General features: G+C 41.7%; 23 protein-coding genes and 1 pseudogene. 1 reads left to right on the top strand and 23 read right to left on the bottom strand.

The genetic code is table 11. The features are described from left to right. The first annotated feature begins 71 nt into the window (after positions 1–71). Positions 72–1,604, top strand: coding sequence for an IS66 family transposase (gene tnpC / locus GB992_RS08065; RefSeq protein WP_161001973.1), 1,533 nt, complete (start codon positions 72–74; stop codon positions 1,602–1,604). A gap of 181 nt (positions 1,605–1,785) precedes the next feature. Here tnpC and GB992_RS08060 read toward each other — a convergent pair whose 3' ends face one another. The 23 genes and pseudogenes from GB992_RS08060 to GB992_RS07950 form a co-directional block, all read right to left on the bottom strand. Then, positions 1,786–3,177: a hypothetical protein gene (locus GB992_RS08060; RefSeq protein ID WP_161001972.1), complete on the bottom strand. Its 1,392-nt coding sequence runs from the start codon at positions 3,175–3,177 to the stop codon at positions 1,786–1,788. Between the two features lie 15 nt (positions 3,178–3,192). Further along, positions 3,193–3,813: a YveK family protein gene (locus GB992_RS08055; RefSeq protein ID WP_161001971.1), complete on the bottom strand. Its 621-nt coding sequence runs from the start codon at positions 3,811–3,813 to the stop codon at positions 3,193–3,195. Then, positions 3,803–4,621, bottom strand: a complete 819-nt coding sequence (locus GB992_RS08050) for a LicD family protein (RefSeq protein WP_161001970.1) — start codon at positions 4,619–4,621, stop codon at positions 3,803–3,805. The genes GB992_RS08055 and GB992_RS08050 overlap by 11 nt, the downstream gene beginning before the upstream one ends. A 4-nt stretch (positions 4,622–4,625) precedes the next feature. After that, a complete protein-coding gene (locus GB992_RS08045; RefSeq protein ID WP_161001969.1) occupies positions 4,626–5,525 on the bottom strand; it encodes a glycosyltransferase family 2 protein in 900 nt (299 codons plus the stop codon). Further along, positions 5,522–6,640 carry an acyltransferase family protein gene (locus GB992_RS08040; protein ID WP_161001968.1) on the bottom strand — a complete coding sequence of 373 codons (1,119 nt, stop codon included), beginning with the start codon at positions 6,638–6,640 and terminating at the stop codon, positions 5,522–5,524. Before GB992_RS08040 ends, GB992_RS08045 begins: the two co-directional genes overlap by 4 nt. 190 nt (positions 6,641–6,830) lie before the next feature. Beyond that, entirely contained in the window at positions 6,831–9,164 is a 2,334-nt protein-coding gene (locus tag GB992_RS08035) for a glucosaminidase domain-containing protein (RefSeq protein ID WP_161001967.1), read from the bottom strand. A 102-nt stretch (positions 9,165–9,266) separates the two neighbouring features. Beyond that, positions 9,267–10,388, bottom strand: a complete 1,122-nt coding sequence (locus tag GB992_RS08030) for an AI-2E family transporter (RefSeq protein WP_225439167.1) — start codon at positions 10,386–10,388, stop codon at positions 9,267–9,269. A 17-nt stretch (positions 10,389–10,405) separates the two neighbouring features. Further along, positions 10,406–10,960 (bottom strand): DUF402 domain-containing protein, encoded by a 555-nt coding sequence (locus tag GB992_RS08025; RefSeq protein WP_161001966.1) that lies wholly within the window; start codon positions 10,958–10,960, stop codon positions 10,406–10,408. A gap of 249 nt (positions 10,961–11,209) precedes the next feature. Beyond that, the gene (locus tag GB992_RS08020; protein WP_161001965.1) at positions 11,210–11,668 is read right to left on the bottom strand and encodes a MarR family transcriptional regulator; all 459 of its coding nucleotides are present in this window, start codon (positions 11,666–11,668) and stop codon (positions 11,210–11,212) included. A gap of 368 nt (positions 11,669–12,036) precedes the next feature. After that, positions 12,037–12,589: pseudogene (locus tag GB992_RS08015) on the bottom strand (tyrosine-type recombinase/integrase). 149 nt (positions 12,590–12,738) lie between these two features. Then, the gene (locus tag GB992_RS08010; protein WP_161001964.1) at positions 12,739–13,194 is read right to left on the bottom strand and encodes a MarR family winged helix-turn-helix transcriptional regulator; all 456 of its coding nucleotides are present in this window, start codon (positions 13,192–13,194) and stop codon (positions 12,739–12,741) included. A 277-nt stretch (positions 13,195–13,471) separates the two neighbouring features. After that, positions 13,472–16,462: a YhgE/Pip domain-containing protein gene (locus GB992_RS08005; RefSeq protein WP_161001981.1), complete on the bottom strand. Its 2,991-nt coding sequence runs from the start codon at positions 16,460–16,462 to the stop codon at positions 13,472–13,474. 299 nt (positions 16,463–16,761) lie between these two features. Then, positions 16,762–17,898, bottom strand: a complete 1,137-nt coding sequence (locus tag GB992_RS08000) for a sensor histidine kinase (RefSeq protein ID WP_026017036.1) — start codon at positions 17,896–17,898, stop codon at positions 16,762–16,764. A 2-nt stretch (positions 17,899–17,900) separates the two neighbouring features. Continuing rightward, positions 17,901–18,590, bottom strand: a complete 690-nt coding sequence (croR, locus tag GB992_RS07995) for a response regulator transcription factor CroR (RefSeq protein WP_017260801.1) — start codon at positions 18,588–18,590, stop codon at positions 17,901–17,903. Between the two features lie 167 nt (positions 18,591–18,757). Next, a complete protein-coding gene (locus tag GB992_RS07990; RefSeq protein ID WP_161001963.1) occupies positions 18,758–19,528 on the bottom strand; it encodes a DUF1129 family protein in 771 nt (256 codons plus the stop codon). Positions 19,529–19,553: 25 nt separating this feature from the next. Further along, positions 19,554–20,657: a redox-regulated ATPase YchF gene (ychF, locus tag GB992_RS07985; protein ID WP_161001962.1), complete on the bottom strand. Its 1,104-nt coding sequence runs from the start codon at positions 20,655–20,657 to the stop codon at positions 19,554–19,556. Between the two features lie 24 nt (positions 20,658–20,681). Beyond that, complete coding sequence (locus GB992_RS07980) at positions 20,682–20,873, bottom strand: DUF951 domain-containing protein (protein WP_017260804.1); 192 nt, start codon at positions 20,871–20,873, stop codon at positions 20,682–20,684. Between the two features lie 31 nt (positions 20,874–20,904). Then, positions 20,905–21,804: a ParB/RepB/Spo0J family partition protein gene (locus GB992_RS07975; RefSeq protein ID WP_161001961.1), complete on the bottom strand. Its 900-nt coding sequence runs from the start codon at positions 21,802–21,804 to the stop codon at positions 20,905–20,907. Then, the gene (locus GB992_RS07970; protein ID WP_017260806.1) at positions 21,794–22,561 is read right to left on the bottom strand and encodes a ParA family protein; all 768 of its coding nucleotides are present in this window, start codon (positions 22,559–22,561) and stop codon (positions 21,794–21,796) included. The genes GB992_RS07975 and GB992_RS07970 overlap by 11 nt, the downstream gene beginning before the upstream one ends. A gap of 27 nt (positions 22,562–22,588) precedes the next feature. Further along, complete coding sequence (noc, locus tag GB992_RS07965; RefSeq protein WP_161001960.1) at positions 22,589–23,437, bottom strand: nucleoid occlusion protein; 849 nt, start codon at positions 23,435–23,437, stop codon at positions 22,589–22,591. 24 nt (positions 23,438–23,461) lie between these two features. After that, positions 23,462–24,193 (bottom strand): 16S rRNA (guanine(527)-N(7))-methyltransferase RsmG, encoded by a 732-nt coding sequence (gene rsmG / locus GB992_RS07960; protein WP_161001959.1) that lies wholly within the window; start codon positions 24,191–24,193, stop codon positions 23,462–23,464. A 167-nt stretch (positions 24,194–24,360) separates the two neighbouring features. Next, positions 24,361–24,921: a VanZ family protein gene (locus GB992_RS07955; protein ID WP_161001958.1), complete on the bottom strand. Its 561-nt coding sequence runs from the start codon at positions 24,919–24,921 to the stop codon at positions 24,361–24,363. Positions 24,922–25,258: 337 nt separating this feature from the next. Beyond that, positions 25,259–26,530, bottom strand: a complete 1,272-nt coding sequence (locus tag GB992_RS07950; RefSeq protein WP_161001957.1) for a NupC/NupG family nucleoside CNT transporter — start codon at positions 26,528–26,530, stop codon at positions 25,259–25,261. Between the last annotated feature and the right edge of the window lie 92 nt (positions 26,531–26,622).

The following is a 26,622-nucleotide window of genomic DNA, read 5'->3' as shown; positions in this document are numbered from 1 at the left end:
AGGGTTTTCTTTTGCCCTAAATTCAGGTATTCTACGTTAATTGAGTAAATTGGAAACGGAGGGTTCACCGGATGACGGATCATGAGTTAATGCTTCAATTGACGGAACAAAATAAACAGTTAACCAGTCTGGTCCAGCAGTTGTCTGATCAAAACAAATGGTTGATGGAACAATTGAAGAATCTTCAACGTCGTCATTTCGGGCAATCATCTGAACAAAATGCCAATGAAGGTCAGCTATCCCTGTTTGAGACACCAACGGTTGAAGAGAGCCCTGAAGTGGCACCCACGCCAGTGGCTGCCCATACGCGCAAACCAGCAAAGAAATTAGCAGAGCGACTCAATCCAGATTTAGTCACTGTTGAAAAGCGTTACTTTGGTCTGGCCGATACCCATTGCCCTAATTGTAGGCATCAACTAGACACTATTGGACAAAAAGCGGTTCGAACTACATTGGAATACATTCCAGCACGCTTAGTTCAACATGACAACTTCGCCTTCACTTATAAATGCCCACGTTGTTCGGCGGATCCTAAAATTGATGGTGATAAGTTGATTCAAACACCTGGGCCAACGGCCTTAATGGCACACAGTGTCATGACGCCAAGCTTAATTACTGAAATTGTCGGTGAAAAATATATCCTCGATGTGCCGCTCTACCGACAGCGTTCGGAATGGAAGCGACGCGGCTGGGAGACAACCACGGCCAGTTTAAGTAATGCGGTGATCAAATGTGGTGAGTGGCTAACGCCGCTCTATCAAATGCTTCATGAGCAACTGCTAAAACAGGATTACTTACACGGTGATGAAACACCGATTCAGGTGTTGACAGAACCGAATAAGACCGCCACGAGTAAATCCTATTTATGGCTCATCACTTCAAATGAAGGTGCAAGCAAACCAGCGGTCTACTTCGCTTACGACCCGACTCGTTCTGGGAAAACCGCGGCTAAATTGTACAAAGGATTTGAAGGTACATTGCAATGCGATGGATACAGTGGTTACCATGCCTTGCCAGATACCATTCGGCAGGTAGGTTGTTGGGCACATGCCCGGCGCAAGTTCTTTAACGCAACACATGGGAGTCAAAAAGGCCAAGCTAAACAAGCCTTGGCCAAGATTGATCAGTTGTTCATGTGGGAACGTGACTGGGCCGCTTTAAAGCCAGCCGATCGGTTGGCTAAACGCCAAGAAACGGCGGCACCACTCGTCGAAGCGTTCTGGGCAACCCTGAGCCAAACGAATGTGTTGCCTAATAGTTCGTTGGGTAAAGCGGTTGATTACGCAATCGGGCAAAAAGATCGTTTAAATGTCTTTTTAGAAGATGGACAGGTCGTTTTAAGCAATAATTTAGCTGAACGTAGTATCAAGCCGAGTGTGATGTTACGTAAAAACAGTCTGTTCTCCAAAAGCCAAGCCGGCGCTAAGGCGATGTACTTATCATTTATTGAAAGTGCGAAGGCCAATCAGCTTGATCCAAAGTTATATTTAAATTATCTCTTCGAAGAAATACCGGAATGGGGTCAGAATCCCGATCCAGTTGATTTGGAAGCTTATTTACCATGGAATATTGAACCAGCGGTACTTAAACAAGATCCAAAGTAAAACAATTGCGGACCATCCGTCATTATCATGACAGATGATTCGCAATTTTTGAATACGTGCTATTACTTACTGCTTACCTTACAGTCTGTTTTTGCGGTTAAACACAATACAGCTTACAGAAAGAAAAATCTGTTGTCGATCATGTCTTTTGACATGACCAACAACAGATATGATAGAATCTCTAAATTGAAGAGCACACTTCCCTCTCCAATTTGCGTAAACTAATTGTATAAAAGAAAAATGATAATAATACATAATACTCTGACCACGAAAAAATGAGAAACGACAGGACAAAGAACATAACTAAGAATATTTGAAAAGAATCAAAAATCACTAAAAATGTTTTATACTCGTACTGTATTTTCTGAGCTTTTAATAAATCAATGCGTCGTTTTAAATTCAAAGCTCTTTGAACTTGCTTAATAATATAAACAAGAGGCACCAAAACTATTAGCACTCCATATTGTGCAAGAATTCCACCCAAAACACTTAATATCGGATATCCAGTAACCGAATATACGTAAATATATTCCCAATTATTTTTCGACCAAGCTGGCGCATTTTCAACAAGATATGGACCAGCCCAGCCATTTCCTATACCAATAAACGGGTGACTTAAAAATGTCTTTAATAAGCCAATTGTTCCCCCTGCCCGATTCTCAGTACCAGATTTTTGAAATAGATACTGATTCAAAAGGTGTCTTACTCCAGGAACAAGGGCATAGGCTGCAATCACTCCCGCAAGGCCAACAGCGCCGATAATAATCAATATTACCTTATCATGCCGATTTGATTTCCAAAACAACATTGCCAATGACAATCCGATTACAACAAAACCAGTTGTGGTTTTAGCAAAGAAAAGAATTAAAAGAGTTAGTATAAAAAGTATTGCCACTTTAATATACTGACTTTTTGTTTCTTTTTTTTCGCTCCAAAAGCTAAAATGGTTGGCTAATCCCGAAATCAGAAGCGGAAGAAAAACAAGTCCAATCTGGCTGGCCAAATAGCCTGCTTCGGCCTCAAATCCATTAATACGCCCCATTGTTGTGGCATAACTACCATTGTCATAAAAATTACGGCCATGCCACCTCTTTTCAAATAACGCTCCAATAAAATTCACCCATCCGTGCATATAAGGTGTCACAGCAGCAATAATTTGTGGAATTAAGACGACCAGTTCAAAAACAGTCAACGTGATAATGGTAGATCTGATAAACGTGAAAATGTTTTCTCGAGTAACAACAGTTAATCGAACTGCATAATAAGCCAATATAATAGTCGCAACCAGGCCGATTATATCGACAAAAGAAGTACTGACTCCAATTCCTTGAACGGAATCCCCATATGTTTCATATGAACGCCCAATTGCCCAAAACTGTAAAACCAAAACCAGCAACACATACAAAATTGTTATTCTAGGAATATGAGGTTTCACTAACGTATCAGTTCTTTGACTAGCCTGAAAAAGCACCAATATAAACAGGGCTACAAACGGCAGCCCAGCAATTGTTCCAGGAAGCCCATATGAGAAAACTTTAGTAAAAAGTGAAATTGGAATTAAAATACCAGACATTTTTATGACCTTACCCTATTTTTGTTGATTCCTAATTATGTCGACGCCGAATGACGTTAGCGTCCCTAAAACTATCCCAGCTGCCAAACCGTAAATGGACAATTTCTTTACATTAGGTGTCACCGTTTTCGACACTGGCCGTTGATTTGCATTTGCCAAAAGTCTAATTTTAGCTGAATGCTTAATATATTGAGGCAGTGTATCCTTAGCAACTTCTGCGGTCACGTTCGCCATTTTTATCGCAACTGCAGAAGTGTTAGCCGATGCATTGATTGTCATCGAGGCTGAGTTTGGTGCTGGCACAACGACAACTTGCTTTGAAATATTTTTCTTAGTATAGCTAAAGTTCTTGGTTGTCTTCATATCATTATAGACGGGCGTCATTACTACTGGATCATTAATTATACTAGCGTACGTATTCATGCTTAACACATCAGCCTGAATTAAGTTGGCTTCCTTTGTAACGTCACCAGTATGATAAACCGTAATTGTCCGTTGGGCAGTGTATGTTGCAGTCTGACGATGACTAAAGAATAGATAAGTTGCCCCACCCAACAAGGCACCAGATAAAATCACAATAATAATATTGTGCCAAAAAATTTTCCAAAGATCAGATATTGAATAGTTAATTTTCATCCTTAGGAATCCCTTTCTCTGCAGAAATTACTGTTAGCTTATGATCCACTCGTTCATCCTTCGGTGGGAGCTTCATATAGTCGCCATAGGAATATGAAAGATAGGCTGCATAATCAATCGGAACCTTCAGTTTTAAACCTTCAAAAGACAAATTCGCTGTTGTATTGAACCATTTAGCCTGAAGAAAATAGTCAACTGACAAGGCCCCACTTGCATCCGCCAGCAAATTGCTCGTTTCATTGTTATGTTTTCTAGCAACTTTGTCCAACCGCTTCGAAAAACGTCTGGCACCAATCAAATGTGTTATTCTGACAACCATTCGTTTGATGATATTCCGATGTAAGCTGTATTTTTGGATTGAAGTCATGACACATTTCCTTAAAAATGCCTCATGCCACAAAAAAAATTTTCGCCGTGTCGACCCAGACGGGCACACATCGAGTGGAAACAAATCAACAAACAGTCCATACCCATTTATTTTAAATTTATTTGATTCTAGCACTTTAGTAGATGTATCAACTAATTTTGCGTACGAATAATAATAGGATTGATCGTTATCAATACTAAGAGCCCTGTACCCACTTTTGGGATTGATCAGTTGAATTAATCGTTCATAATCAGGACGCTTCAAATAGACGTCAACATCGTCATCCCAAGGAATAAAGCCTTTATGTCTAACAGCACCAATCAACGTGCCACCACAAAGATAATACTCAATATTATTTTCTCTGCAAATATGATCCAAATATTCAAGCATCCGCAACTCGTGCCCATGAATTTGCCCTAATGTTAATGTATCTTCACCCATACTGTTAAAGCCTCTCTTTGGGAAATTGTATCTGAGGGTTAAACGCCAATCCCGCGAGCATTCCTTTAAATATATATCTGATTCTGAGCCATTTATGATCTTTGCTATGATGCAAGACCTTATGTACAGAATAAAATTCACGTAGAATTTGAATTGTAAAACCCTTTACACCATCATGATGCCTTTCAGTGTAGAGGGAATTTCGAAAACTATAAAAGTATCTCGGAATTCTCCCAATGGTATCTGTAACAATATCAACTCCGTGATTAGCCCCCATTTTATGCATCACGAGACTACTACATACACAATAACTCTTATATTTTTTTGATATTCGCCAAGTAAATTCATAGTCGTCTCCCCACACAAAAAATTCTTTGATAGGCAAACCAACTTCACGAATAATTTTAGTTGAAACTAGAAGTGACACAAATGAAGCAGCCTTCACCTGAATAAGCCCCTGCTGAGCCAGCTCATTCCAGTAACTCGTTGTGTACGGAATATTCATTACGGCAGCACTGTCGTCCGTCCATCGCACATTACTACACATAAAGCCCGCAGATTCAACTGAGCCGGAGACGATTGGCTTAAGCAGCTGATCTAAACAATCTTTCTGAGGAATCGTATCATCATCCATAATCCAAACAAAATCATTTTCCACATCTTGCATGGCTTGATTAATTCCTATTTGAAAACCGCCCGCTCCACCTAGATTCTTGCTTGGCGTGTACACTTTTATTCTAGCGTCATCTGTTTGTTTCAAATAATCAGACGTGCCGTCGGTACTTTGATTATCAACGATAATCAACTGGTGAACTTTGTACGTTTGATTCAAAATTGCTGAAATGCTCTCTTTCAACAATTCTAACCTATTGTATGTCACAAGCACGGCACACACGTTTTTCATTTTTGATCTCCTTGTTTGATTAAGTTCTTTTCATTCTTAACTTGAAATCTAAATGGAAAGTTTCTATTTAGGTAAAAGCTTCTTAATCCCTTAATGTGAGGCATTAATAGCATCATTACCGTTGGTATTAAAAGTCTGTAAGCATAAACAATAATTAAAAACAGATATTGATTTTTCACAACTGGATAAACATAAACATCTAATAGCGCAATTAATGACACATACGATAAATCAAATGCATGAAAACAAAACACAACAATTGATTGGCTACCATACTTTTTGAAAATGTTCGTTAAGATACGTGAATGTTTTTCAATTTTTTGAGAAATCCAAAAAACAATCATGCTACCGCCAAAAGCACCCATGAACTGCTCTAAGTAGTACGGCATTGAAGCCGCTGAGAGCTGTAAAAATGATATATGAGCGGAATATAGCCAGAGCAGCAAGCTTATCACAAGAACTGGCCATTTAATATTCTCTGCCAATTCACTTTTTTTCAACAAATAGCCACCGTACAAAAAGGGCTGCACTAGCAAGGCCGAGTTCGTAGCCCATGGTAAGAAAACCACTTGATTGATAGCAATCCCCATTACCGCGTATGTCAAGAAAAGTGCCAAACGTAGCAAACTATTTGACTTGTTGGTTAAACGCATACTCCAATTAAAGACTTGAATGGCAACAAACATCGCCATTAAGAACCATGTCGCGCCAATTGAAGGGATTCCTGCAGAGTGTGCTGGTCCACCGCCAAATCCGTACAAAACAGCTAGTAAAAATTGAGGGATACTCATTGAACTATACATAACAGGATTATGCTGCCAAATCATGCCTACAATAACCGCAATAAATGCGAATACGGCAGTCTTCAGGTACGGCAAAATCAGATTGCAAAGGCCGCCTTTTAATTCTGTCTTTAACGTTTTTTCGCGATAAAAGTACCCACTAACAATGAAGAAGATAGGCATATGAAACGCAAAAATAACATGAGCCACATAACTATTGTAATTTAATTTCACATCAAAAATAGAGTGACCTAAGATCACAGCCAGAATCGCTATGCCCCTAGCAATGTCAACCCAAGCCACCCTTTTTTTCTTAACAATTCCTTCACTCATACTTTGTTCTACCTTTCAAGTTCGTTCTATGTTTTAATCTTTAAACTACTGTTAATATAAAAATAATACGCAACCCACGGCTAACAAACAAGTTTAATCGGAAAACTATGGTAAAAATGTAATTTTAGTGCTAGAAAATGCGAAAAGGTTGCCGTTTAGAGCAACCTTTTCAATAAAAACAATTCATTAATTAACCGACATCCATTTGGCCCTCATTATTAAAATGATAGGCTTTTCCACTGATTGTGACCCAACCAGTCTGCATAGCGCCACTTTGGTCGAAGAAATACCAGTGACCATTAATAAATCGCCACCACGTAGCCATTTTACCGGAACTAGGATCAAGATAATAGCTTTGACCATTGGCAGTAAACCAATTGGAAACCATCTGACCACTAGAATTGACGAAATACCACGCACCATTATCTATAAACCACCAGTTGCTCATCGTGCCATCTTGGTTTAAATGATACCATGCACCGTCCAGCCACTGCCAACCAGTCTGCATAGCGCCACTATTGTCTAAATGATACCAGCCCACGCCATTGTTCATCCAACCAGTTGCCATGGAACCATTACTATTCAAAAAATACCATGAATTATTATTCCATAGCCACCAAGTTTGCATGGCGCCAGAAGCATCCGGATTCATATAGTACCAGGTATTATTATCGAAAACCCAACCAGTCTGAACGGCGCCACTACCGTTTGTATGATACCAGGTACCAGAAGGATTTACCCAGCCAGTCTGCATGGCACCATTACTGCCTAAGAAGTACCATTGATTATTCTGATCCAGCCACCAGCTTTGCATGGCACCAGAATTATCAGGATTCAAATAATACCAATTGTTATTATCCTGAATCCATCCCTCTTGCATCGCACCACTGTTATTCATGTGATACCAAGAACCAGAAGGATTTACCCAGCCCGTTTGCACTGCACCGTTAGTGCCCAAGAAATACCACTGATTGTTCTGGTTCAGCCACCAACTTTGCATGTATCCTTGATCATTTGCATAATACCAATGGTTACTATCATCGGTAAACCAACCCTTAGACACATTCCCATTGCTGTTCGTATATTGCCAACCATTACTAGTGTTTTGCCAGCGGCTAACATTCATGGCTTCTGTGTCCCAATCCGTCAACCCATATGTCTTGATGATGTTGTACAGAGAAGATGAATACACCGGATCAGTAGCATAACCGTCTTGCCGAATCAAGACACAGGCCGTCCAAGCATCCTTTTGCCACAGTAAATTGCTATAACGTGAATTTTGAACTAGAAAGAGAGCATGGTCGAGAATGCTACTTGAAGCATCTGGATAAACTCTAAAATAGTCATTAATGGTAACTAGGCCATTACCGTAATCCTCTTGCGTTGGTAACAAAACTGAGTGCCCATTATAAGAGCCCTTAATTCCGAATAAGTTATGATAATTCATTGCCAATGAGGATTGTCCCCATGCAGATTCCAGAATGGCTTGAGCGGCCGTTAGTGAAGGTAATACACCGTACTCACGCCAACTATTGAGTGCACCCTGTTTAATACTGTCCAAAAATGCATTTACATACGAGTATGAAGACGCATCAACTCGAACAATTTGTTGTGGCTGTCCAGTTTCCTGATAGTTTTCTGTAGCGGCACTCTTCGCGGCGGAAACCTCTGCAGAAGTGGCCTCTTCATCAAGATTGATTACATTGACAGGCATCGTTGAGGTCGCAACGGTCCCATTTGCACTGCTTTCGGTGCTATCGACTACTGAAGTGTTAGAGCCAGCCGCAGATTGATTACGAGAATTATCACTGGTTATTTCAGATTGCCCTTCTGAAAAAGAAGACTTAGTGGTACTAGTTTTTCCCGCTTCGTTTACATTTACAGCATTAGATTTCACTTGCGAACTTGAATTTTCTGAGCTTGTCTCAGTATTTGTTGATGCACTCAACTTTACAGAAGATTCACTTGTAGCCTTGGAACCATCAGCGTTTTTTGTCGTTTCAGTAACGCTTGTTGAAGTAGCCTTTTCATCAGTAGATAGCACTGAACTTGAAGCGCTGATATTACTGTTGAATTTATTCGCACTATTTGAAACATCTGTGTTCTTTACTGCAGAGCTTGTTACGCCGGAGAAAACAGACTGATCATTACTCGTCACACTTGAAGAAGATGACTTTGCAAAACTTGTATCACTCGGGGCGTTTGAAACAGATGACTTTGCAGCACTTGTCGTACTTGAAACAGACGAATTTGCAACACTATCAGTAGCGACACTGCTAGACTCGGACTTTGCCTCACCTAAATTAATAGAATTGCTATTGTCATCCTTATTTCCTAAGGCTTGAGATTGACCGATCGAAACGGTGCTTGAGACTGCATCGCTAACCGCACCTGAACCAGCATCTGCATGAGCATCTGCGGTGTGGGTCGTGACACCCAGAGCCATCGTTCCAATCGTCAAGCCGGCCACAAGCCAAGCCTTTCCTTTTTTATACATTTTAAAATGAGTTTTATTAGATGCCAACGTTAAATAGACCCCTTTTTCTTAATCGTCATAATTAACTATACCAACAGAAATGATAACAAACTGACTTTTCATTTCAGTTACATTCATTATTCATTTCTGTTATTCATTTGACGCATTTTCGTCACTATCCAAGTGAAAAATGTTCCAGACGTATTGAACAATAGTTCTAAGAACCGCATAAAATGGAATTCCAAGTATCATTCCTGGAATGCCAGCCAAATGTCCAGCCGCTAACAATAAAATTATAATAGTCAGAGGATGAATCTTTAAAGTTTTACCAATAATATTTGGGTAAATAATGTTTCCATCAACTTGTTGTACAACCAAAACAACAACAATAACCCAGATGATTTTTTGAGGTGCTAAAATCAAAGTCACAATGATGGCTGGCGTGATACCAATATACGGGCCAACGTATGGAATAATGTTACATAAACCGGCAATGATTCCGAGTAGTATACCGATGGGCAATCCAATCAGCATGTAGCCCATACTAGTGAAAAAGCCAACAAACAAACACTCAATAACCTGACCAGAAATATATTGCGAAATTGTTTCACTCATTTTAAATAACAAATCAATAATCGGTTGTTTTCTTTTGGAAGGTAAAAATTTAGAAATCGCAGGAATAAATTTGTTACTGTCCTTCAGCATGTAAAACAAAATCACAGGAACTGTGATAGCAGTAACCGTGACATTAGTCACCGTCCCAACGATTGATCCAAGACTATTACTCAAATTTTTTATAAATGTTTGAGCCCATGTTGAAAATGACTTTTCAAGACCTTTTACATAGTGATCCACATTTTCATTTTGAAGTATGTGAGAATCTCCAATATATTTAGTGATCACCTTTTGTGACTGTGCCGCAATGTGTGGAACGTTTGAGATTAGTTGTCCAATCTGTGTCGACAGAATCGGGATTAATGAAAATATTCCCAACAAAACTATGCCCAGCAAAGAAACAATTACAATAGCTGTTCCTCCAGTTCGATTAATACTGAAGCGTCCAACTCTGACTTTCATAAGTAACTTCACCAATGGATTCAGCATATAAAAAAGAAAGCCTGAAATTATTAGTGGAACAAAAATGACAGATATAAAAGTACCAATTGGTCGGAATAGAAAACCCATCTGCGTCAAAACCCAAACAAACGTCGCAATTGCCAGTGCAACCGCTGACCAATAAAGGATATTTTCATGCCTTAACTTATCAAAAATATTAATCACCTATCAATCTATAGAAAAGATTCATTTTCTTTGTAATTCGTTTTCAATAGCATTCGATAACGTCGATACCATAAATCAATGTATTCTTTTGAAAACGGTCCCTTAGCATTGTTGATCCAGTCAACTAACACTTTAACATTGGATTTTAAAATCATATCCAGTTCTTCACTATATTCCCATTTCAGACCATGTGCTTGATACTCATCAACGTCTAAAAGCTTCTTTTCACCATTAGGGAACACTTTCACGTCTAAATCATAATCCACATATTTTAATGCTTCTTTATCCATTGTAAAAGGTGAGGCTAAGTTACAGTAATACGAAACACCATTATCTCGAATCATCGCAATAATATTAAACCAATAGTGGCGATGAAAATATACAATTGCTGGTTCCCTTGTCACCCATCTTCGACCATCATCTTCTGTAACTAATGTATGGTCGTTAACACCAATAAATTCATTATCTGTATTTTTCAAAACCATCGTGTCCCGCCATGTGCGGTGCAGACTTCTATCATGTTTATAACTTTTTATGGCAATAAATTCGCCTTCTCTGGGCATATTCAATTTTTTCACCTCTCAAGATAGTATAGCAAACTTTTCTTCATGGCAAATTCTATAATTAATCCGAACAGAAATTAAAAAGCCCAAAGCAATCACTTACAATGGTAGTAGCTAATTCCAACCAATATAGGGAGTGATTACCTTTCATGATTGTTTTCGCAAACATCATTTTACAGAAATTTGGCCATGGGCCATTCTTTATTTAATTAGTGTTGCACTTAAAGTGTAAATTCAAGCACAAAAAAATTATTCAAGTTTAGTATCTTCAAGAAGATGAGCAAAAGCAGCAAAGTCAGTATGTAGCCGCATCATTTCTGCTTCACCCATATTATTTAAGACTTTCGCTGCCATGGCTTTTGCTTGGGCAACTTCGCGATCAGCCATTTTTTGACCTTTTTTGGTCAGCTTTATGATGTGATGACGACGATCGTTTGGATCTTCAGCCATCTCAATCAGGCCATCCTTCATCAATTCAGAAATTTGAATAGAAATTGCACCCTTAGTCACATGGTTTTTCGCTGCCATGTCAGATACGTTCACATTCGGATTTGTAGCGAGTTGATTCAATATCGATAGGCCGCTCCACCCAATACCAAACGTAGTTGAAACTCGACCAAGAACCTTTTCAATCTGGCGGAAACTCGACAGATACCCCTCTGTCATCATATCAACGACCAATTTTTGTTCTTCTTTTTGATTATCCACGAGTGACACCACCTTATTAGTTGATGGGAACACTTTTGGGCCGCACAATTCACAATAAATTAAATGCAATTCACTAAAATAGCAAGAATCGTGACATGGCTCAATATATTCCACTAATAAAAGTATAACATACGTTCATTAACAAGATGAACTATTAAAGTGGTAAATACTTTGTCTATCCTTCATATATCAACATTTTAAAAGTGTGATCATTTAGAAATTCTTTGTTAACGATATGTGCTATCACACATAATACCCTGCTGTATTCAATTGGTCACTTTATTTAACTATCGTCTATGAATAATAGATCGCCGATATACCAACCTTCTGCCTACTATATGTCACGATTCTTGCTAGAGTCGTGACTTTTATTTACCCAGCCGAAATCCCTTCAACGCATTCTGAATGTCTAGTTCTTCAATGCCCAAATAGCGCTTTGTAACAGATTCACTCGAATGATTTAACAAAATCATTAATGTCGCAATATCATGTGTTTGCTGATAGTAATGGTAGCCAAATGTTTTCCGCAATGTGTGTGTCCCAATGTCCTGACGATGCATTCGTAAGGCTGCTTTCTGAAATATTTTATAAAACTGAGTTAACTCGTAGCGGTCGACCATAGTTACTGATAAATAGATAATTGCTGTCCGACAAACCATCAATATAGGTCAGCACTTCCTCACGGATACTGGCCAAATATAGCAATCTTTTTTTACCCGTTTTCTGTTCCGTAATTGTACAATTATAAATCTGCTTCACGTCAGCGACTCGCAAACGAACGATATCACTCATTCGCAGTCCCGTGTTCATACCCAGCAATACTAGAAAACGATTCCGCTTACTATACCTTCCTACGCTGACCGCGTGCAAAAACTGTTGAATTTCTGTAGCTGTTCGTAATGGTTGTACATTATATGTCATAAGAGACCCTCCCTATTAAATAACGATTCGCGCCATTAATAGTTTACTCGATGCAATCATTAATAGAATGGCTAATATTTGTTTTAAGTCAAAATAAAAAACGCAGAATTTTCTGCGTTTAATTTCCTGTACATAGCTTTTAAAATTGACTACTTGATTGGTGTATTGCTCAATGTCTCTGCAAACGTAGCAAAGTTTTGATGCAGACGCCGCATTTCGTTCAGTGGCATATTGTCCAGAACACTTTGAGCAATTTCATTGGCTTGAGTATGTACCCGATCAGCCAATTTTTCCCCACGTTTGGTCAGTTCAATTCGATGGCGGCGCCGATCATTTTCGTCTTCGCTAATTTTGATCAAATTACGGTTGAGTAACTCAGTAATTTGAAGTGAGACAGCGCCCTTAGAAATGTGATTTTGCTGAATCAAGTCAGCTGTGGTGACACTAGCATCATTAGCAATCTGGTTCAAAATAGACAGACTGCTCCACCCTAACCCGAATTTTTTTGCAACTCGCTTTAACGTTTTCTCTATCGAACGGAAACTCGCCAAATAGCCTTCTGACATCATTGTAATCACCATTTCAAGTTGTTGCTCATTTTGCATTTGATTTCTCCTAATATATCCGTAACTTGCGCAACCATTTTTAACAAGAATAGTTTAATGTCAATCCCGTCAATCGATTAAACATTTACTTTTATATGACGTTTATAGTCAATGGGATTAATTTATATTCAAAGTATATCACGCACAATCAAATTATTGCATAAACGAGCACTTATTTATTTTTATTACGGGAATTATTACTCATCTTTTTTCGAAGTAAACCACCAAAAAAAGCCGTCACAGCCAAGTTTGGCCGTGACGACTTCTTTATTAAAAACTATTTTTCAACATCTTGTAACTTCTGATTATCATCAAGCTGCGAGAAGCCTTGTAGATGCATGCGTTGCAATAACAACATCGACAACCATAACAGGACTGCGAAGATCACTGCCATCAGCAGTAACAAGCCAACTGCCTGTGTAACCGTGTCATTACCCAAGCCGGACGTTAATCCCTGACGTAAGCCAAGAATTGAGTACGTCATTGGTAAGTATGGATGAATGGCATTGTAGAAGCCGTTTGTTACTTGCATTGGGAATGTACCGCCTGAACCACCAAGTTGCAACATCAGAAGAACCATGGCGATGAAACGACCAGGGTTATCCAGTAACATGGATAGGAACATGACGAGGAACATCGACGCTATCGAGAAACTAATTGAAACGGCAAACATCTGACCAGGATGATCAGCTGACAAGCCGAATAACATCATCAAACCAGTTTCAGCAACTGCTTGAACCACGGCAACAACTAAACCAATCGTGCTCTTACTGAAGAACCAAGCCGTTGCGCTTTGCCCAGACATTGAAACCTTCCGAATTGGGTATGCAAAGTTGAAGACGATTGCCCCAACATACAAGGCAACTGATAGTACGTAAGGTGCCAATGCGTGCCCGTAGTTAGCAACCTTACTGTAACTCTTGTGTGTCAACTTGGTTGGCGCACTAAACATGTCAGAAGTCTTAGAAGTTAATGGCATTGCATTAACTTGATCAGCACCTTTACCAAGTGCGTCTGATAGTTTAACAGAACCGGTAACCAACTTCTTCGTGCCGTCTTTCAAGGCTGGCGAGTTGCTGTTCAATTGAGAAGTACCATCAGCAAGCTGGTTAACACCATCTGTTAAGGCTGGGATTTGACTGTTCAGTTGATCCAAACCACCAGAAAGCTGGTAAGAACCATTTGCCAATTGTTGAACACCACCGACTAATTGAGGTACCTGAGCGTTCAACTGACCGATACCACCATTCAATTGGTTAGCACCTGATACAAGTGCACCAGAGTTGGCATTCAATTGTGATGAACCATTAGCCAATTGTTGAACACCGTTGGTTAATGTTGGTACCTGAGTATTCAACTGATTAAGACCACCAGAGAGTTGTTCGGAACCATTAGCCAGTTGACTAACACCACCAGTCAGTGCAGGAACCTGACTGTTAAGCTGTGCTAAACCACCTGACAATTGGGAAGTTCCAGAAATAAGTGCCCCTGATTGACTGTTCAGCTGTGAGGCACCAGCAGACGCTTTAGCAACGCTATTAACATACGTTTGAATACCATCTAACTGTGTCGACATGCTCGATGTTTGAGCGGCTAGATTTTGTAACTTATTAATCGTGTCTTGAGAAGTCAGTGAACCCGCAGTCCCTAATAATTGATCTGCTTGTTGGAATGTGGAAGCTGCTGATTTACTCAGCGCGTTAACGTCAACCCCGTTTAACTGATTGAGAGCAGGCTGAATTTTAGTCAAGACATCAGTCATGCCACTAAGACCGGCATTAACCTTGTCGGCTGCACCCTGAGCAGTTAATGCAGAAGTTTTACCAGCTGCAACATCACCTTGAATTGCATTAATTGCAGTTTGCTTATCGGTATCACTTAAACTAGAACCATTGATGTCGGCAACAATCTTGTCAAACGAAGCGCTGGCTGCACCAGCACTGTCCTTCGCAACTTGAAGTCCCTTGGTGGCATCGCCAGTATTAATACTACCAAGATGAGCATCAGAAACAGTCTTTTGCAAATCAGAAAGTGTGCTTAAAGTACCCATCTGGGATTGTAAATCCGCCATGCTCTTCTGTAAAGCTGGTGTTTGATCATGAACCGATTGCATCGCTTTCAACATGTCTGGTAGTTCAGATAACTGAGCGGATGAATCTTTGATTTTCTGCAATCCAGCAGTTATTTGACCATTGTTTTGAGAAATCTCACCTAACCCAGAATTCAACTGGGAAACAGCATTCGTGTACTGTTGAACGCCGCTATTAACTTGATTAGCACCGTTTGATAACTGATTAGCACCACTAGCTAATTGTGCAGTTTTACCATTCAATGTTTGAATGCCAGAATTCAAAGCATTTCCACCATTGGCAAGTTGACTAACACCACCAGCCAATTGACCAGTGCTACCATTCAACGTCTGAATACCAGAGTTCAGTGTTCCAACACCGTTAGTGTACGTTTGCACACCACTGGCTAATTGGCCTGAACCGCTGGCAAGCTGATTAACACCGCCAGCCAATTGACCGGTACTGCCGTTCAACGTCTGCAAGCCATTGTTCAGCGTCTTACCACCATCAGCCAACTTACCGACACCAGATGATAATGGTCCGACACTCATCTTCATGGTTTGGACACCATCGTTCACCTGGCTCACGTAAGCCGTGTAGGTATCGATACCAGTACCAAGTGTCTTTTGACCCTTAGACAAGGTCTTAGCACCCTTAGCAGCGGTATTCATTCCCTTCCCAACCTTTTTAACTTGTTGGAAAGTTGCATCGGCATAAGCCTTGATGATTGTTTGACGAATCTTTTCGTTTAACCCGGTGGCACCAATCTGACTGATAACTTCACCAATGTAGTTTAACGATCCATTGGTTTCGTATTGGATATCCATCTTTTTGGGGTTCTTGCTCAGCACGGATGCAGCATTTTTAGATGTGTCCTTTGGGAAAGTAACAATCGTGTAGTACTTTTTGTCCTTTAACCCTTGCTTAGCCTTCTTTTCAGAAACAAACCGCCAACCAAGCTGATGATCCTTCTTCAGGGATTTAATTGCTTGGTCCCCGACGTTCATCGTCTGGCCTTGATATTTTACCGGTTGGTCGTTGTTAACAACGGCAACAGGCAAATGCTGTGTTTCCCCATATGGGTTCCAAACAGACTTCAAGAAGAAAATACTGTACAAGAATGGAATAATCATAATAGCAAGAACGGAAATCAGAATTAACCGATTCTTTCCAATAAATTTCCATTCATTCGCAATCATCTTCACGTGGTGCCACCTCTTTTTCTCTCGTCATTCTAAGTTACATACAAACGTTTTTATGCGACCGTGCCCACAAAAAAATAAGCTTTTCATTGCGGACATTACAAGTCCACAATATACACCGATTGTTAACAAACCTCAACCATTTATCAGCGCACTAAAACGTTTTCTTAATTATTCTACTTCATTGAGAGCGCTTAACGGTGCGGTTCTGCAGCACTTTAAAAGCACAAAAAAATCCGTTTCAAACGAAAAAAAATCGTTGAAACGGATTATCTCTTCTATATAACATCTATTATTTATGGTTGTTGCAAAGGCTGATCATGATGAATCGGTAGATGGATCACGAAACTCGTAAGGTTCTCATCGGACTCAGCAAAGATATAGCCACCATGACGCTCAACGATACTCTGCGCAATGGCCAAGCCTAGTCCAGTCCCGCCAGTTTCCTTCGAACGTGATTCTTCAACGCGGTAGAAACGTTCAAACAGCTGATTTAACGCCGCCGTTGGAATTTCACGACCATCGTTGGAAACACGCACGATAACTTCGTTGCCCTTTAGCTTGGCATTCAGTTCGATAAACGTAGCGTTCTCACCATACTTAAGCGCGTTTGAAATCAGGTTATTGAACACACGCCCCAACTTCTCAGCATCAGCTTCCATCATAATATTGTCAGGAACAGTCGTCGACGTAATTGTTAGTTGTTTCCGACTCGCTTCCAGTTCATAACTGGCAGCTAACTGTTCGAGCATTTGACTGAAGTTGATTTCATTAATGGTCAACTCAGCTTCAGTACCGCGCATTTTCAGGTACTCAAACAGATCTTCCACCAACGATTTCATCTGGGTGGCCTTCAAATAGGCAATGTGAGAGTATTTGACCAAATCTTCGTCTGTCTGGTACTGATTATTCTCAATCAAGCCCAAATAGCCAATGATGGACGTTAATGGGGTTCGAATATCATGACTGACGTTTGTAATCAATTCATCCTTCGAACGTTCTGCCTGGCGCTCATCATTCATCGACTGAGTGGCGGAATCAACCAATGAGTTGACCGAATCCACGACCCGCTGCAAACGATGATTCAGTTTGAATGAAATACGGTGCTCCAAGTGACCGTCTGAAATATAGTGCAATTCATCGATGATATGATTCATCTGGTAAAGGTGATAGCGTCTGATTAAGCGCCAATACAAAACAGCACAGTCGATAAGAATCATGACTGCAATAAAAATATTTTGATAGCTCCAAATGTACCGTCCACCAATCACCAGTGACCGTTTGATCATGTACACTCCACCGGCAATCCCCGGATTAGAGTGCAACAGATCGTTCAAAATCACAACCAGCGATAGATTTAAAAGGAGCAGCAACACAATGGTTACTACCCCTTCAAAAATTAACGACCACTTTTCGCGTGGAGTTAGTTTCATCATTAGTGTGCCTCAATCTTGTAACCAACGCCCCAAACGGTTTCGATGACTTTCTCGCCGTTCGTTGCTTCTTCAATCTTGTCACGTAAATGACTCACGTGAACCATAACCGTTTTGGCGGACACAACGGATTCTTGTTGCCAAACACGTTCAAAGATATCATCAGCTGAGAAAACACGGTTTGGATGACTCGCCAACAGGTATAAAATACCAAATTCCAGGGCTGTCAATTGAATCGTTTGCCCATCAATCGTTTTGACTTCATGTGAGTCTTTGTTAATGGTCAATGGGCCAATGTCTAAGACGTCAGGTGTATCGCTGGTAACATGATCTTCAGACCGGCGCAACAATGATTTTACCCGCGCCATCACTTCAAGCGGGTTGAATGGCTTAGTAACGTAGTCGTCAGCTCCAGAGATCAATCCCTGAATCTTGTCCATATCACCGGTTTTAGCTGATAGGATCAAGATTGGAATCTGTGAGTCCTTACGAACTTGTTTAACCACTTCAATCCCGTTCATTTCAGGCATCATGATGTCCAAAATCATCAAGCCAATATCAGGATTGGTGTTCAGCTTAGTCAAAGCATCCTTACCAGTGTAGGCTGAGATTGGTTCGTAACCTTCATTTTTAATGTAAATTTCTAACAACTGTGCGATTTCTTTGTCGTCGTCAACCACTAAAATCTTCATCGACATTTTCCTCCATTATTGGAACACGTGGTGCGCTCAACGTAATCAAGTCGACTACGGAGCGAAATACCTGTGGTCTATTCTACTAGACATTGACGGCTGGGACAAATTAAGAAAGAGCAAAGGAAAAAGCCACCATACTTATGGCAGCTTTAGAATTTCCAATGTTACTTACGTTGATTCTGTCTGTTCCGCGCATTGTTAGGGTTAGCAAACATCCCGCCAATGATGTTGAAACGGCGACGGAGCCACAAATCGGCACCAAATGCCGCCAAGGCCAACAAGATGTACAACCATGCAGGCAAGATTGGGTTAACGACTGGTGGTAACAAACTGACACCCATGAAGAGAACCAGAATCAGTACCAATAACCCTGCCATTGCCAATAAAATCCGCCATAGTGGCAAACGTTTGCGACGATCAGTTGGATTCAACATTGGCGTTAACCATGACCAACCAAGGCCAAAGACAATTGACACGATCAGAATACCGACAATGCCCATTTGACCAGACTGTTGCGCTGGCTGTTTGGAGAAGAAGCCCAAGATTCCGTACATCGCCGTGAAAATGGCTAAGATACTCAGCGCACTATCAGCGGCAGTTGGCCAGAAACCAGCTGGTTCGGCCCCATCACCATTCGTGTTCTTGGCAGGCCCGTTAATCAGTTCATCGGCGTGGGCCGTTGGTGTACCAAACAGTTGTTTAGCCGTTTGACCAGTCTTTTGACCTTCCTTCAACTTGTTTAACGTATCATCCACCTTAACGTTACGCTGTTCGCCAGTATAATCACGTTGGTCTAAGATCTTGTTTAACTGGTACATAAATTCTTCGTTACGTTTGGTCAACCCTTGATCATTAAATCGAGTTGTGTCGGTACGGATTTGACCATGGTGCTCTTGTTTAGCACCCGCGTTACGTTCGCGATTTTCTTCAGTCACAATAAATCTCCTTATGTGTCAATTTCTAAACGTTGAACCGGAATTCAACGATGTCACCGTCCTGCATGACGTAGTCCTTACCTTCAAGACGGAGCTTACCAGCCTCACGGACCTTTTGGACACTACCGAGACTGTCTAAGTCATTAAAGGACATAACTTCAGCACGGATAAAACCACGTTCGAAGTCAGAGTGAATGATTCCGGCAGCTTGGGGTGCCTTTGTGCCAGCACGATAAGTCCAAGCACGTGTTTCCTTACCACCAGCAGTAAAGAAGGTTTCCAAACCGAGTAACTTGTATGAAGCGCGAATCAGCTTGTTCAAACCCGGTTCGTCAACACCTTCAGCTTCAAGGAATTCCGGCTTGTCTTCATCGTCCATTTCGGCAATTTCTTCTTCAGTCTTCGCCGAAACAGCAACCACACCACTACCTTCTGTTGCCGCAAACTTTTCAATCTGCTTAACGTACTCGGAAGCTTCTGGGTCAGCCATGTCATCTTCAGCAATGTTGGCCACGTACAAAACTGGCTTGGAAGTTAATAAGAACAAACCGTTAACAATCTTCTGTTCATCCTTGTCAAAGTCCAACGTCCGCACGGATTTACCGGCTTCCAAAACTGGTTTGATGCGCTTCAGCACACCATATTCAGCAATGGCATCCTTTTCCTTAGCGTTCGTCGCCGCCTTTTCAACCTTGGCGTACCGTTTGTTCACAGCGTCCAAGTCGGCAATAATCAGCTCAGTGTTGATGGTGTCGATATCTTCCAATGGTTCAACCGTGCCTGTAACACTGGTGATGTTGTCATCATCAAAGGCCCGGACCACGTGAACGATCGCGTTAACCTGACGAATGTTTTCAAGGAACTTGTTTCCTAGTCCTTCACCCTTGCTGGCACCCTTAACGATCCCAGCAATATCGGTGAATTCAAACGTTGTTGGTACAACCTTGTCGGCTGGTTCGATTTCTTGAATCCGGTCAAGCCGTGAATCAGGCACTTCCACCATCCCCACGTTTGGTTCAATCGTTGCGAACGGGTAGTTTGCCATTTCGGCACCCGCCTTGGTAATTGCGTTGAAAAGCGTGGACTTACCAACGTTTGGTAGTCCAACAATTCCTGCTGTTAAAGCCATGTTAACCCTTCACACTTTCTTTGTTTATTCGGCTGCCGATGCCTTGCGGAGAATCTTCTTGAGTTTCTTTTCAAACTCCCGCCGTGGCATCATAATCATGTGCCCACAACCGAGGCATTTAATCTTAATATCTGCGCCTAAACGCAAAATTTCCCATTCATTCGTGCCACACGGATGTGGCTTTTTCATTTCAACAACGTCGCCTTTGTCGTACATCGCTTAACCTCCGCTGTTTTTGTGTTAACAGTTAATCCAATGAGATGCCTAAAATATCTAAGATCCGGCTAAGATCATCATTTGACATATAGTCAATTTCGATGTGTCCTTGCCCCTCATTGTTGGCGTTTGAAATTTGGACTTTCGTGCCAAACTTCTCTTGTAGCTGATCCTCAGAAGCCCGCACATAGGCAGACTTCTTTACCGGTGTTTTGGCAACTTTTTGCTTGTCGCCGTTCATCTCACCAACCACTTTTTCCAACTCACGTACGGTCATGCCATTTTTAACGACCCGGCGAGCCAGCGCAACCACTTTACGCTTATCTTTCAAACCAAGCAATGTTCTTGCTTGACCCATCGATAACTCGTTATCAGCCAACATTTTTTTAATGACATCTGGTAATCCGAGCAAACGAATGTAGTTAGCAATATATGGCCGACTTTTACCTAAACGCGCAGATACCTCAGCCTGTGTCAGGTTAAGCTTACTCATCAACGTTTGGTAGGCCTCAGCTTCTTCAAGCGGGGTCAGATCCTCACGTTGCAGGTTTTCCAACACAGCAACTTCCATCATTTCCTGTTCGTTCATAGTCCGAACAATGGCAGGAATGCTACTCTTGCCAGCTAACTTGGACGCCCGAAAACGACGTTCACCGGCAATAATTTCGTAACGATTTAATTTTTCATCAGGTTGTCGAACAATAATTGGTTGAAAGACCCCTGATTTTTCAATTGAGCTTGCGAGTTCTTTTAGCGCCTTGCGGTCAAACGTGCGCCGTGGTTGATACGGATTAGGTCGAATGTCTGAAAGTGCAACATCCTCGACTTGTTCAGCAGTCACATCATTGAGACTGTCCGCCAATCCGTTTTCCTCGAACAACGCGTTAATTCCCTTGCCGAGGCCTTTTCCAGTCGTTTTCTTACTTGCCATGCGCTTCGAGGACCTCCTCTGCTAATTGTGAATAAACTTCGGCGCCTCGTGACTTCGGATCGTAATCAATGATGGCGAGTCCGTGACTAGGCGCTTCTGACAAACGAACGTTACGCGGAATAATTGTCTTATAGACGCGATCACCAAAGTATTTTTGAACTTCGGCGTTAACCTGAGCACCCAAATTAGTCCGAGCATCAAACATGGTTAGTAATACCCCTTCGATGCGCAAACTACGGTTAAAGTGTTTCTGAACCAGTTTAATTGTGTTTAATAGCTGACTAAGCCCTTCCAAAGCGTAGTATTCACTTTGAACGGGAATCAAAATGGAATCACTGGCCGTAAAGGCGTTGATCGTAAGCAGTCCAAGTGACGGTGGGCAGTCGATTAAGATGAAGTCATAGTCGTCATGCACCTCTTGAAGGGCATCCTTAAGCCGTGTTTCACGGGCCATCAAGTTAGTCAGTTCAATTTCAGCACCGGACAACTGAATCGTTGCGGGTACAATATCCATGCCTGGATGATTAGTCGGTAAAATAACTTCTGAAATTGGCGTTTCATTAACCAACACGTCGTAAATATCTTTTTGAATGTTAGCTTTTTGAATCCCAATCCCACTCGTTGCATTACCCTGAGCATCTGTGTCGACTAATAGAATCTTTTGACCCTGATTAGCCAGGCACGCACCAAGGTTGACGCTGGTTGTTGTTTTACCAACACCACCCTTTTGATTTGCGAGCGCAATTACATATCCCATCAACGTTAACTCCTCATATCCCTTTGCTTAATTCTTACTGCTACTATGACCATCTTTTGGTAAATCGATAACGATGCGATAACCGTCATCGGTGTTTTCTTCGTGCACGTGAACGGACAAACCAGTGTCGCGGATCATCTTGGCCGACTCTTTAATCGTGTTAACCGCGATACGAGTATCGGAGGTCAAACCGCGCAACCGTTTCTTGGGCCGCTGTGGCGTGACTGGCTTTTCTGTCGTTAGTTCTGAAACCAACCGTTCAGTTGCCTTAACGTTCATGTCGCGATCTTCAATCTGCATTAACACGTGTCGCTGCTGATCGGCATTTAACGGCAGTAACGCCCGCCCGTGACGCTCAGAAATCTTCTTGGCACTGATGGCATCCAAGACTGGTTGACTGAGCTTCAACAAACGTAATTTGTTGGCAACCGCCGATTGACTCTTGCCGACACCTTTAGCCAGTTGGGTTTGAGTAACATCGTTAAGCGCCATTAATTGTTGATAGGCCTGAGCCTCCTCAACAGCTGACAGCTCTTCGCGTTGCAAGTTTTCAATCAACGCTAATGAAGCTGTCTCATGATCGTCCATCTTTTCAACAATGGCCGGAATGGTGTCCCAATTCAACGAAGTCACCGCACGAAAACGACGTTCACCAGCAATGATTTCATACTTGCCGGTCTCGTATTCACGAACGACAATCGGCTGAAGCAACCCATGTGCCCTAATCGTTTCAGCCAACTCAGCAATAGCATGCTCATCAAACACCTGCCGTGGTTGAAAACGGTTCGGTTCAATGGCAGTCAACGCTAACTGTTCAATTTTCTGTTGCGGTTTTTCATCGCTTTTATTTCGATTCCCAAATAATGAAAAAGGCATCCGTTAATTTCCTTTCACCAACCATTAGTGTGCGTGTAACGGTTCTTTGTTTGGCGTTCCGGGACGACGTGGATAACGTCCAGGCGTTGCCCGAACCTTATCCAAAACAATGATTTCCCGTGGGTCTCCAGAAACCGGTAACTCGAACTGATGGCTTTGACCAACCTTCCCACCAAGCGTGTGAATCGCGTACGTCGCATCCGTCAGTTCTTCGTTGGCACCACTAGCCTTCATGGCCAACATTTGTCCACCAACTTTAACCAGCGGTAAGCACAACTCACTCATGACACTCATTCGAGCCAGCGCACGCCCTGTAACGTAGTCAAATTGCTCGCGTTGCGGCGACTTTCTTGCACCAAACGTCTCTGCACGATCATGGACCAACGTGACGTCACGCAATCCCAAAGTGGTCACTAATTCTTGCAAAAAGTTAATCCGCTTGTTCAACGAATCAACAATGGTGACCTTCAACTGTGGGAACAAGATTTTCAGCGGAATCGATGGAAAACCAGCACCCGCGCCAACATCACATAGAGTCACAGATTGTGTTTGCAACTCCGGCACAAACAGTGCGACTGTGATGGAGTCATAAAAGTGCTTGAGATAAACGTCTGACTCAGCCGTAATCGTGGTTAAATTAAATTTTTTATTGGTTTCGACCAGTAAATTAAAATACTGATCAAAAGCATCCTGTTGCTGATCTGTTAAGGTAATCCCGTGATCAGCTAGGGCAGTTTTAAACTGTTCTGGGTTCATAAAAACTCCTTTAATGTGAAACAACAGTGTGTTTCACGTACTTACATATTTTACCGAAAAAAAGGCAATAAAACAACCGCGCCCCGCGATGTCAACAAGGTTTTAACCCAGTTGCCTGCGCAAGGTCGCGGTTGTAAATTCATATCTCATTTTGATTACGTTTCATCTTAGGTTCGTTGCCAAATCGCCAGCCCAACTTTGAGTAGAATCCACCCAAGTAATCCACCTAGCGAGTTTAAAAGCAGATCGTTCAAATCAAACGTGCGCTCACCGAAGTTAAAATAGTTCATGATGAGCTGCGATGTTTCGATAAAAAGTGATGTACCAAATGCCAGTCCAATTGCCCGCCAGAATGGGCGTAACTTGGCAGATAAGCCACCGCACAGTAAAGTCAGTGGCAATAACATCAAGCCGTTACCAACTAACTGATACAACACCGTTGGCTGACGCCAGTTATACCACATCGCTAACGGGTGCACATCAATGGCTCCCTGAAAGGTGTAGCCACTGGCCGCCAATGTGCCAATATTGCGACTAATGTTAATCGGAAACAGCGTCATGTCAAAAACTGCCCATAGATAAACACATAAAACGGCCTGAAAAAGCACTCGAACAAGCTTTAGTCGATGATGGCGAACGTCGCTTATGACAAGCAGAGCAAAGAAAAGCAACAGTGGCACAATTAAAATTTGACTGGTTACCAGCCCATTGTGATCAAAAATCGTCATTGTTGCATCCCTCCTTGTCGTCTTCATAAGTAAGCTTAACGCTGACCGGCGGTGATTTGGGTTTCACGTGCTTAGACTTGGTAAATTCATAAACAAGTTGCGTAATGTTTGCTGGACATTGGTATGAGTGACAAGAATGATTTGGAGTTGAGATTGCGTTTCGTCGACTGTGGACTTCACTCATTCTCCATGTAACCGTGCACTGTTGTGTTTCCATCTAGGAGTTCGAGTAAGCCCATCAATTTTTCAATTTGTATAGTAACAAAAAAAGGCGCCACCAGGGCGTCTTTTTATATTTGAGAAAATGAAGTTTTCTAAATCGAGTAAATGGGGCCTATTACCAAACAAATAAACCAACCATACCAGCTGAGAGTAATGAAACTAAAATACCTGAAAGTAACATGTAACCAACGTTGCTAGAAATCATGTCGTTCTTTTCTTTACCAACCATACCTTTGAAGGCACCGATAATCATACCAGTAGTCCCAAAGTTAGCAAAGGAAGTTAAGAAGACAGTCAAGATAGCGCGGTAGTGAGGGGCAAAGTGGTTGATTTTACCAGTAATTTCACCCATAACAACGAATTCGTTCGTTACTAACTTCAAGCCCATCAATTGAGAGAAGTCCCAAGCAGTGTGAACGTTCAAACCCATCAACCAAGCTGGGATGAACATGATAACACCAAGGATACTTTCCAATGACAATGGCTTCCAGATCAAGCCAAGTAACTTATCGATCAAACCAGCTAAGGCAACAAAGGCGATAACGTTGGCAGTGATGATCAGAACCAAAGTACCGGCACCTAAGATGGAGTCACCCAAGAATGAGAAGAATGGTTGACGTTTGCCGTTTGATTCAACAGCGCCAGTTTCTTCAGCAGCTGCTTCACTTTCGCCACCTTCGTCACCAACGTTACCGATTTTAGCAATCGTGTCTTCTTCAGGGTCAACTTCAACAGGGTTCAACATGTTGGTTACGATCAAAGCGTTGATACAGTTCAAAGGAACGGCAGTCAAAACAAATTGACCGGGAACCATTTGCGTGTAAGCACCAAGAATTGAAGCCGTAACACAACTCATTGACATCATTGCCAAAGTAACATCACGTTCAGCCTTCATGGTGGTCAATTGTAACTTGGAAACGGCAAGCGCTTCGGTGTTACCTAAGAACATCATTTCAACGGCGAAGAATGATTCGAACTTTGGTTGACCAGTGATAAAGCTTAAACCGCGACCAATCCATTTGATAATCCATGGCAATACACCAATGTATGTCAGGATATCGAATAATGGCACAATCAACAGAATTGGTAGCAAAGCACTGGTAATGAAGTTAACTGGTGCTGGGTGTGTACCCGCGGCACCAACCCAGTTAGGCAATGCGAAGTTGATCCCTTTGTAGGCAACTTGCACCAACCAGTTGAATCCATCAGCAGCACCCTTAACAACGGCACGACCACCGGCGAAACTGGTTAATAACCAGGCAATAACTAAGTTTAAGACAACCATGATGCCAACAGAACGCCACTTAATCTTCGAACGGTTCTTGGACAGTGCCCAAGCAATCGCCAAGTAGACGATAACACCAATGATGTTAACAACTAAATACATAACATATGTCCTTCTTTCCAAAATGATGGTATGTTTCAACCCAAATGCTCCCATTTGAGCCACTCAGCGTTATGCATCGATTTTTCGACGCA

It is taken from the genome of Furfurilactobacillus milii, assembly GCF_009863985.1.
Classification (GTDB): domain Bacteria; phylum Bacillota; class Bacilli; order Lactobacillales; family Lactobacillaceae; genus Furfurilactobacillus; species Furfurilactobacillus milii_A.
The sequence above is the reverse complement of the archived record's forward strand: the minus strand, read 5'-3'. Positions and strand labels throughout refer to the sequence as shown.

What these genes read in the sequence shown, in the direction of transcription:
- GB992_RS08005 (WP_161001981.1), bottom strand. Translation starts at nt 16,462, where the DNA reads ATGATTGCGAATGAATGGAAATTTATTGGAAAGAATCGGTTAATTCTG.
- GB992_RS07980 (WP_017260804.1), bottom strand. Translation starts at nt 20,873, where the DNA reads ATGTACGACAAAGGCGACGTTGTTGAAATGAAAAAGCCACATCCGTGT.
- GB992_RS08060 (WP_161001972.1), bottom strand. Translation starts at nt 3,177, where the DNA reads ATGTCTGGTATTTTAATTCCAATTTCACTTTTTACTAAAGTTTTCTCA.
- GB992_RS08050 (WP_161001970.1), bottom strand. Translation starts at nt 4,621, where the DNA reads ATGGGTGAAGATACATTAACATTAGGGCAAATTCATGGGCACGAGTTG.
- tnpC (WP_161001973.1), top strand. Translation starts at nt 72, where the DNA reads ATGACGGATCATGAGTTAATGCTTCAATTGACGGAACAAAATAAACAG.
- GB992_RS08040 (WP_161001968.1), bottom strand. Translation starts at nt 6,640, where the DNA reads ATGAGTGAAGGAATTGTTAAGAAAAAAAGGGTGGCTTGGGTTGACATT.
- GB992_RS07950 (WP_161001957.1), bottom strand. Translation starts at nt 26,530, where the DNA reads ATGTATTTAGTTGTTAACATCATTGGTGTTATCGTCTACTTGGCGATT.
- GB992_RS08000 (WP_026017036.1), bottom strand. Translation starts at nt 17,898, where the DNA reads ATGAAACTAACTCCACGCGAAAAGTGGTCGTTAATTTTTGAAGGGGTA.
- noc (WP_161001960.1), bottom strand. Translation starts at nt 23,437, where the DNA reads ATGCCTTTTTCATTATTTGGGAATCGAAATAAAAGCGATGAAAAACCG.
- GB992_RS07975 (WP_161001961.1), bottom strand. Translation starts at nt 21,804, where the DNA reads ATGGCAAGTAAGAAAACGACTGGAAAAGGCCTCGGCAAGGGAATTAAC.
- GB992_RS08055 (WP_161001971.1), bottom strand. Translation starts at nt 3,813, where the DNA reads ATGAAAATTAACTATTCAATATCTGATCTTTGGAAAATTTTTTGGCAC.
- GB992_RS07970 (WP_017260806.1), bottom strand. Translation starts at nt 22,561, where the DNA reads ATGGGATATGTAATTGCGCTCGCAAATCAAAAGGGTGGTGTTGGTAAA.
- GB992_RS08045 (WP_161001969.1), bottom strand. Translation starts at nt 5,525, where the DNA reads ATGAAAAACGTGTGTGCCGTGCTTGTGACATACAATAGGTTAGAATTG.
- ychF (WP_161001962.1), bottom strand. Translation starts at nt 20,657, where the DNA reads ATGGCTTTAACAGCAGGAATTGTTGGACTACCAAACGTTGGTAAGTCC.
- GB992_RS07955 (WP_161001958.1), bottom strand. Translation starts at nt 24,921, where the DNA reads ATGACGATTTTTGATCACAATGGGCTGGTAACCAGTCAAATTTTAATT.
- rsmG (WP_161001959.1), bottom strand. Translation starts at nt 24,193, where the DNA reads ATGAACCCAGAACAGTTTAAAACTGCCCTAGCTGATCACGGGATTACC.
- GB992_RS08010 (WP_161001964.1), bottom strand. Translation starts at nt 13,194, where the DNA reads ATGCAAAATGAGCAACAACTTGAAATGGTGATTACAATGATGTCAGAA.
- croR (WP_017260801.1), bottom strand. Translation starts at nt 18,590, where the DNA reads ATGAAGATTTTAGTGGTTGACGACGACAAAGAAATCGCACAGTTGTTA.
- GB992_RS08025 (WP_161001966.1), bottom strand. Translation starts at nt 10,960, where the DNA reads ATGCCCAGAGAAGGCGAATTTATTGCCATAAAAAGTTATAAACATGAT.